The organism is Mesorhizobium sp. (assembly GCF_041661565.1).
Taxonomy (GTDB): Bacteria; Pseudomonadota; Alphaproteobacteria; order Rhizobiales; family Rhizobiaceae; genus Mesorhizobium.
Genome location: NZ_JBAZUD010000061.1, coordinates 21,714 through 28,952 on the forward strand (window position 1 = coordinate 21,714; position 7,239 = coordinate 28,952).

A 7,239-nucleotide genomic window follows, 5' to 3' on the forward strand; every position below is an offset into this window, starting at 1 on the left:
CCCGTTCGTCACCGCGTGACGAACACCGTCACCAGCGGCTTCTTGCCCCAGGCTTCGTTGGCGGCGCCGCGGACGGCGCGCCTCACCGCTTCCTGCACCAGGTCGAGGTCTCTTCGACGCTGACGGGGAATTGAGTCCACCGCGCCGACCGCCGCATCGATCATCAGGTCCTCGAGCGTGTCGCCGCGCGCATCGGCCTCGGCAACGCCGATGGCGACCAGATCAGGGTCGCCGGCAAGCTCGTATTTGTCGTCGAGCACGACATTGACCGCGACATGACCGGCGAAGGACAGCTTGCGCCGGTCGCGGATCCCCATGGCCTGGTCGGTGCCGATCAGCCGGCCATCCTTGTAGATGCGGCCGAACGGCACCTGGTCGATGATGGTGGCCGGGCCGGGAGCGAGCCGCAGCATGTCGCCGTCGCGCACCTGCGCAACCTGGCCGATGCCGGACATCGACATCAGTGACCCCTGGGCCACCAGATGCGCCGCCTCGCCATGCACCGGAACGCCGATTTGCGGGCGTACCCATTCATACATCTTGCGCAATTCGCTGCGGCGCGGGTGGCCGGAGACATGCACCAGCGCGTCGCCATCCTCGATGATCTTGATGCCGAGATCGATCAGCCGGTTCTTGATCTCGAGGATTGCCTTCTCGTTGCCGGGAATGGTGCGCGAGGAGAACACCACGGTATCGCCGGCTGTCAGCGACACCGATTTCATCTCATCGCGCGACAGCTTGGCAAGAGCCGCCAGCGGCTCGCCCTGGCTGCCGGTGCAGATGATGACGAGGTTTTCGCGCGGGATGAACCCGAAATCCTCCTCGGCGATGAACTCCGGCAGGCCGTCCATGTAGCCGAGTTCGCCGGCGACATCGATGACGCGCTTCAGCGAACGGCCGAGCACCAGGCATTGCCGGCCGGCGTCGCGCGCCGCCCTGGCAATCGAGACGATGCGGCCGACATTGGAGGAGAAAGTGGTGACGGCGACACGGCCCTTGGCGGCCTGGATAACACCCTTGAGGCCTTGGCCCACCGCCACTTCCGACGGTGAGTCCCCCTCCCGCATCGCGTTGGTGGAATCGCAGATCAGCGCCAGCACGCCTTTGTCGCCATAGGCGCGAAAGCGCGCCTCGTCGGTCTTGGGTCCGATCGTCGGCTCGGGGTCGATCTTCCAGTCCCCGGTATGAATGACGGTCCCCGCGGGCGTGGTGATCGCCAGCGACATCGGCTCGGGAATCGAGTGCGCCACGGGAATGGCCTCGATCTGGAACGGCCCGACCGTGAAAGTCTCGCCTGGTCTGTAGATCGTCACCGGTATTTTTGGTGCGCCATGCTCGCCCTGTCGCTTGGCGTCCAGCAATCCGGCGCTGAACGGTGTCATCCAGACCGGAACCTTGAGCTTCGGCCAGGTGTCGAGCAGCGCGCCATAGTGGTCCTCATGCGCATGGGTGATGATGATGCCGCGCAGATTGGCAAGGTTCTCCTCGATGAAGCGCGTATCGGGCAGCACCAGGTCCACGCCCGGCAGGCTGGCATCTGGAAACGTCACGCCGACATCGATGACGATCCACTCCCGCGCTCTGGGCGGGCCATAGCCGTAGAGGGCGAAGTTCATACCGATCTCGCCGACGCCACCGAGCGGCACGAAGACGAGTTCGGCGTTTTCCGCTTGCGCCATGATTTTGTCCTTCCTGGCCCCGGGCCAGCCAATAAAAGCAACTGCGCGAAAACTGTTTAACGATTTCCGTCGCGAATTGCGCAAATACAAAGAGGTAGAGCCGTTCCTGAACGGCCCTAGGCCCCGGCCGACGCGACCGCGCCGAAATGCACGTCGCCGGCGGCGATCGTTTGAACCGAACCCTTATCGTCGCGGATCACGAAACGACAGTCCTCGTCAATGGTTTCAAACACGCCACGCACCACATTGCCGTCAATTCTGACAGCAACCTCGCCGCCCAGGCCCGCCGCGCGCGCCAGCCAGCGCCGCCTGACGGCGGCAAGGCCACGCCCTTCATCCCACAGCCGGATATTCTCGCTCCAGGCATCCGATAGCGCCAGGAACAGCGTTTCTGCGTCGCATGCAGCACCCAATGCCCGTAGCGATGTGGCGGGATAGGGCAAATCCTCGGGATATGCCACTACATTGACACCGATGCCGACGGCAACGGCGAAGCGACCGCTGTCGAGGACAGCCGATTCCAGCAGGATGCCGGCCAGCTTGGCGCCGGAGGCGAGCACGTCGTTCGGCCATTTCAGTTCGAAACGGTTCTTGCTCGCGCTTGCACCGTCGACGCCAATGGCGATACGCCCTTTCGGCACCACGGCGTCGAGCGCGTCGGCCAGCGCCAGCCCGGCCACGAAGCCCATTGTCGCGGCAAGGCGCAGTTCGCCGGCGGTGATGACCAGCAGCGTCGCGGCCAGGTTGCCTTCGGGCGTCGCCCAGACGCGTCCGCGCCGCCCGCGCCCGCTTTCCTGCTTGCTGGAAACGACCCACAGTTTTCCGGGATCTCCGGCCCTGGCATGGTCGAGCGCCACCGTGTTGGTGGAGCCGATACTGTCATGGGCCTCGAGCCGGAACCCTTCCGATGCCGAGGTTGGAGCCAGCCGAAACGCCATGCCGTCTAGAAGAATGTCTTGGCGGCAGCTTCGGCATAGGTGCCGATCGGGCCGCCGATCAGCACATAGAACAGCACGAAGGCGCCGGAGACGCCGAGCACCAGGCGCAGTTCGCTGGCCATGGGCACGAAGCCCCCGACCGGCTCGTCAAACCACATGATCTTGATGATACGCAGATAGTAATAGGCACCCACCACCGAGGCCAGCACGCCGATGATCGCCAGCGCGTAGAGATGGGCATTGATGGCCGCCAGGAAGACGTACCATTTCCCCCAGAATCCGGCGAGCGGCGGAATGCCGGCCAGCGAGAACATCAGGATGGTCAGGATCGTCGCCATGATCGGATTGGTCGACGACAGGCCGGCCAGGTCGCTGATCTGCTCGACATTGCCTTCCTTGCGGCGCATGGCGAGGATGAAGGCGAAGGTGCCGAGCGTCATCACCAGATAGATCAGCATGTAGATGGCGACGCCGCGCACGCCGGCCTCGCTGTTGGCGGCGAGCCCGACCAGAGCATAGCCCATGTGGCCGATCGAGGAATAGGCCATCAGCCGCTTGATGTTGGTCTGGCCGATGGCCGCGAATGAGCCCAGCACCATCGAGGCGATCGAGATGAAGACGATGATCTGCTGCCAGTCGGACGCGATCGGCTTGAACGCGCCCATGGTGACCCGCACCATCAGCGCCATCGCCGCCATCTTCGGCGCAGCCGCCAGGAAGGCCGTGACCGGCGTCGGCGCGCCCTCATAGACGTCGGGCGTCCACATGTGGAATGGCACCGCCGATATCTTGAAGGCAAGTCCCGCCAGAACGAAGACGAGGCCGAAAACGAGGCCAAGCTGACGCTCGCCGCTGCCCAGCGCGGACGCGATTTCCTGGAAGCCGGTGTTGCCGGTATAGCCGTAGACCAGGCTGATGCCATAGAGCAGCATGCCCGACGAGAGCGCTCCGAGAACGAAGTATTTCAGGCCGGCCTCGGTCGAACGCAGATTGTCGCGATGGATCGCCGCCAGCACATAGATCGCCAGCGACTGCAGTTCGAGGCCGAGATAGAGCCCGATCATGCTGTTGGCCGAGATCATCAGCATCATGCCCAGGGTGCACAAAAGCACCAGCACCGGATATTCGAACTTGTCGAAATGCTCGGCCTTGGCGAACCGCCCGGACATCAGCAGCGTCACCGCCGATCCGACGAGAGCCAGCACCTTCATGAAGCGTGAGAAGGAATCCTGGATGAAGGCATTGCCGTAGGCGCTGCCCTGACCGGTGTAGAAGATCATCCAGGCGCCCGCGACCACCAGCACGGCCACCGCCAGGCCGGTCACCAGGGTGCTGGTGTTGGCACGCGAATAGGCGCCGACCATCAACAGCGCGAGCGCGCCGACGGCAAGGATCAGCTCCGGTGTCGAGAGCGACAGGCTGGCGAAAAGGTCCGGCGTCATGGTTCGCAAAACCCCTGGGTCAGTTCGCCGCCGCGGTCTGCGCGGCGCCGATGGATGCAGTGACATTGGTGACGAGCGACTTGACCGATTCGGCCGTCGCGTCGAAGACGGGCGCGGGATAGACGCCAAAGAAGATGACCAGAACGACGAGCGGGTAGATGATCACCTTCTCGCGCGTCGACAGGTCGAGCAGGCCCTTGAGGCTGTCCTTGGTCAGCGCGCCGAAGATCACCCGGCGGTAGAGCCACAGCGCATAGGCTGCCGACAGGATGACGCCGAAGGCGGCGAAGAACGCCACCCAGGTGTTGACCCGGAACACGCCGAGCATGGTCAGGAACTCGCCGATGAAGCCTGATGTCCCCGGCAGGCCGACATTGGCCATGGTGAAGATCAGGAACACGGTGGCGTATTTCGGCATGTTGTTGACCAGGCCGCCATAGGCCGCGATCTCACGCGTGTGCATGCGGTCATAGATGACGCCGACGCACAGGAACAGGGCTCCGGAGACGAGGCCGTGGCTCAGCATCTGGAAGATGGCGCCCTGCACGCCTTCCTGGTTCATGGCGAAGATGCCCATGGTGACGAAGCCCATATGGGCGACGGACGAATAGGCGATCAGCTTCTTCATGTCCTGCTGCATCAGCGCCACCAGCGACGTGTAGATGATGGCGACGACGGAGAGCGCGAAGACCAGTGGCGCGAACATTTCGGACGCCAGCGGGAACATCGGCAGCGAGAAGCGCAGGAAGCCGTACCCACCCATCTTCAAAAGGATGCCGGCCAGGATCACCGAGCCAGCCGTCGGTGCCTCGACATGCGCGTCGGGCAGCCAGGTGTGGACCGGCCACATCGGCATCTTCACCGCGAAGGAGGCGAAGAAGGCTAGAAATAGCCATGTCTGCATGTTGGCCGGGAAATTATGCGTCAACAGCGTCGGGATGTCGGTCGTGCCGGACTGGTAGAACATCGCCATGATGGCGAGAAGCATCAGCACCGAGCCGGCCAGCGTGTAGAGGAAGAACTTGAACGAGGCGTAGACGCGCCGCTTGCCGCCCCAGACGCCGATGATGATGAACATCGGGATCAGGCCGGCTTCGAAGAAGACGTAGAACAGCACGATGTCCAGCGCGCAGAACACGCCGATCATCAGCGTTTCGAGCAGCAGGAAGGCGATCATGTAGGCCTTGACGCGCTTCTCGATCGATTCCCAAGAGGCCAGGATGCAGAGCGGCATCAGGAATGTCGTCAGGATGACGAACAGCATCGAGATACCGTCGACGCCCATGTGATAGGAGATGCCGGAGTCGAGCCAGGCGACCTTTTCGACGAACTGGAAGCCCGCCTGCGAATTGTCGAAACCGGTCCAGATGAACAGTGAGACAATGAAGGTGAACGTCGTCGTCAGCAGCGCGATGGCACGGATGTTGCGGCGTGCATTGTCGCTGTCGTCCCTGATGAACAGGATAAGCAGCACACCAACCAGCGGCAGGAAGGTGACCAGCGAGAGGATTGGCCAGGCGGTCATCAGAGCATCATCCAGGTGACGAGTGCGGCAACGCCGATCAGCATGGCGAACGCATAATGGTAGAGGTAGCCGGTCTGCAGCTTGACGACACGGTCGGTGATATCGACGACGCGCGCCGAAATGCCATCCGGCCCGATCCCGTCGATGATGGTGCCGTCGCCGGTCTTCCACAGGAAGGTGCCGAGGCGCTTGGCCGGCCGCACGAACAGGAAGTCATAGAGCTCGTCGAAATACCACTTGTTGAGCAGGAAGGCGTAGAGCCCGCGATGCTGGGCGGCGAGATTGACCGGCATCTCCGGCGAGCGGATGTAGAACTTCCAGGCCAGCGCGAAGCCGACGATCATGGCGATGAAGGGCGACAGTTCGACCCACAGCGGCAGTTCATGGATCTCGTGCAGGATATGATTGTCCGGAAGCGTGAACAGCGACGCCTTCCAGAACTCGGCGTAACCTTCGCCGATGAAGGAGTTGTGGAAGATGATGCCGGCAAACAGCGCACCCGCCGCCAGGATGAACAGCGGCACCAGCATCACCGGCGGCGATTCATGGACATGATGCATCACTTCGTGGCTGGCCCTTGGCTTGCCATGGAAGGTCATGAAGATCAGCCGCCAGGAATAGAATGAGGTGAAGCAGGCGGCGACGACCAACAGCACGAAGGCAAGGCCGGCAACCGAATTGTGCCCGGCAAAGGCGCTTTCGATGATGGCGTCCTTGGAGAAGAACCCGGCGGTGCCGATGACCGTCACCGGGATGCCGACGCCGGTCAGCGCCAGCGTGCCGATCACCATCATCCAGTAGGTGGTCGGGATCAGCTTGCGCAGGCCGCCCATCTTGCGCATGTCCTGCTCGTCGGAGACGGCGTGGATGACCGAGCCCGAGCCGAGGAACAGCAGCGCCTTGAAGAAGGCATGGGTGAACAGGTGGAAAATGGCCGCGCCATAGGCGCCGACGCCGAGCGCCACGAACATGTAGCCCAGCTGCGAGCAGGTCGAATAGGCGATGACGCGCTTGATGTCGTTCTGCACCAGACCGACGGTCGCCGCGAAGAACGCGGTGAAGGCGCCGATGAATGTCACCACCGTCAGCGCCGAATGCGACAGCTCGAACAGCGGCGAAAGCCGCGCCAGCATGAACACGCCGGCCGTCACCATGGTGGCGGCGTGGATCAGCGCTGACACCGGCGTCGGACCTTCCATGGCGTCCGGCAGCCAGGTGTGCAGCGGTACCTGCGCCGACTTGCCCATGGCACCCATGAACAGCAGCAGGCAGACGACGGTCATGGCCCCCTGCCTGTCCAGCGCATGGCCGAGGAAGGTCAGCACGGCAGCGCCTTGCGGCGCGCCTTCAGCCGGGATGAAGGTCGCGGCATTGGCGAAGATGGTGCCGAGATTCACGGATCCGAACAGCACGAACACGCCGAAAATGCCGAGCGCGAAGCCGAAATCGCCGACGCGGTTGACGACGAAGGCCTTTATTGCCGCGGCGTTGGCCGACGGCTTCTTGTACCAGAAGCCGATCAGCAGGTAGGACGCGAGGCCCACCCCTTCCCAGCCGAAGAACATCTGCACCAGATTGTCCGACGTCACCAGCATCAGCATGGCGAAGGTGAACAGCGACAGATAGGCAAAGAAGCGCGGCCGGTTCGGGTCGTG

5 protein-coding genes are annotated in these 7,239 nt (G+C 63.2%); all 5 read right to left on the reverse strand.

What is annotated here, in order from left to right; translation table 11 throughout:
• Positions 1-8: 8 nt before the first annotated feature.
• The gene (locus WC739_RS12985) at positions 9-1,679 is read right to left on the reverse strand and encodes a ribonuclease J (protein WP_372953436.1); all 1,671 of its coding nucleotides are present in this window, start codon (positions 1,677-1,679) and stop codon (positions 9-11) included.
• A gap of 116 nt (positions 1,680-1,795) precedes the next feature.
• A complete protein-coding gene (locus tag WC739_RS12990; protein ID WP_372953437.1) occupies positions 1,796-2,617 on the reverse strand; it encodes a biotin--[acetyl-CoA-carboxylase] ligase in 822 nt (273 codons plus the stop codon).
• Positions 2,618-2,622: 5 nt separating this feature from the next.
• Positions 2,623-4,059: an NADH-quinone oxidoreductase subunit NuoN gene (gene nuoN / locus WC739_RS12995; RefSeq protein WP_372953438.1), complete on the reverse strand. Its 1,437-nt coding sequence runs from the start codon at positions 4,057-4,059 to the stop codon at positions 2,623-2,625.
• A gap of 19 nt (positions 4,060-4,078) precedes the next feature.
• Positions 4,079-5,584: an NADH-quinone oxidoreductase subunit M gene (locus WC739_RS13000; protein ID WP_372953439.1), complete on the reverse strand. Its 1,506-nt coding sequence runs from the start codon at positions 5,582-5,584 to the stop codon at positions 4,079-4,081.
• Positions 5,584-7,239, reverse strand: a 1,656-nt coding sequence (nuoL, locus tag WC739_RS13005) for an NADH-quinone oxidoreductase subunit L (RefSeq protein ID WP_372953440.1), incomplete at its 5' end; no start/stop codon positions are given. The genes WC739_RS13000 and nuoL, both read right to left, overlap by 1 nt.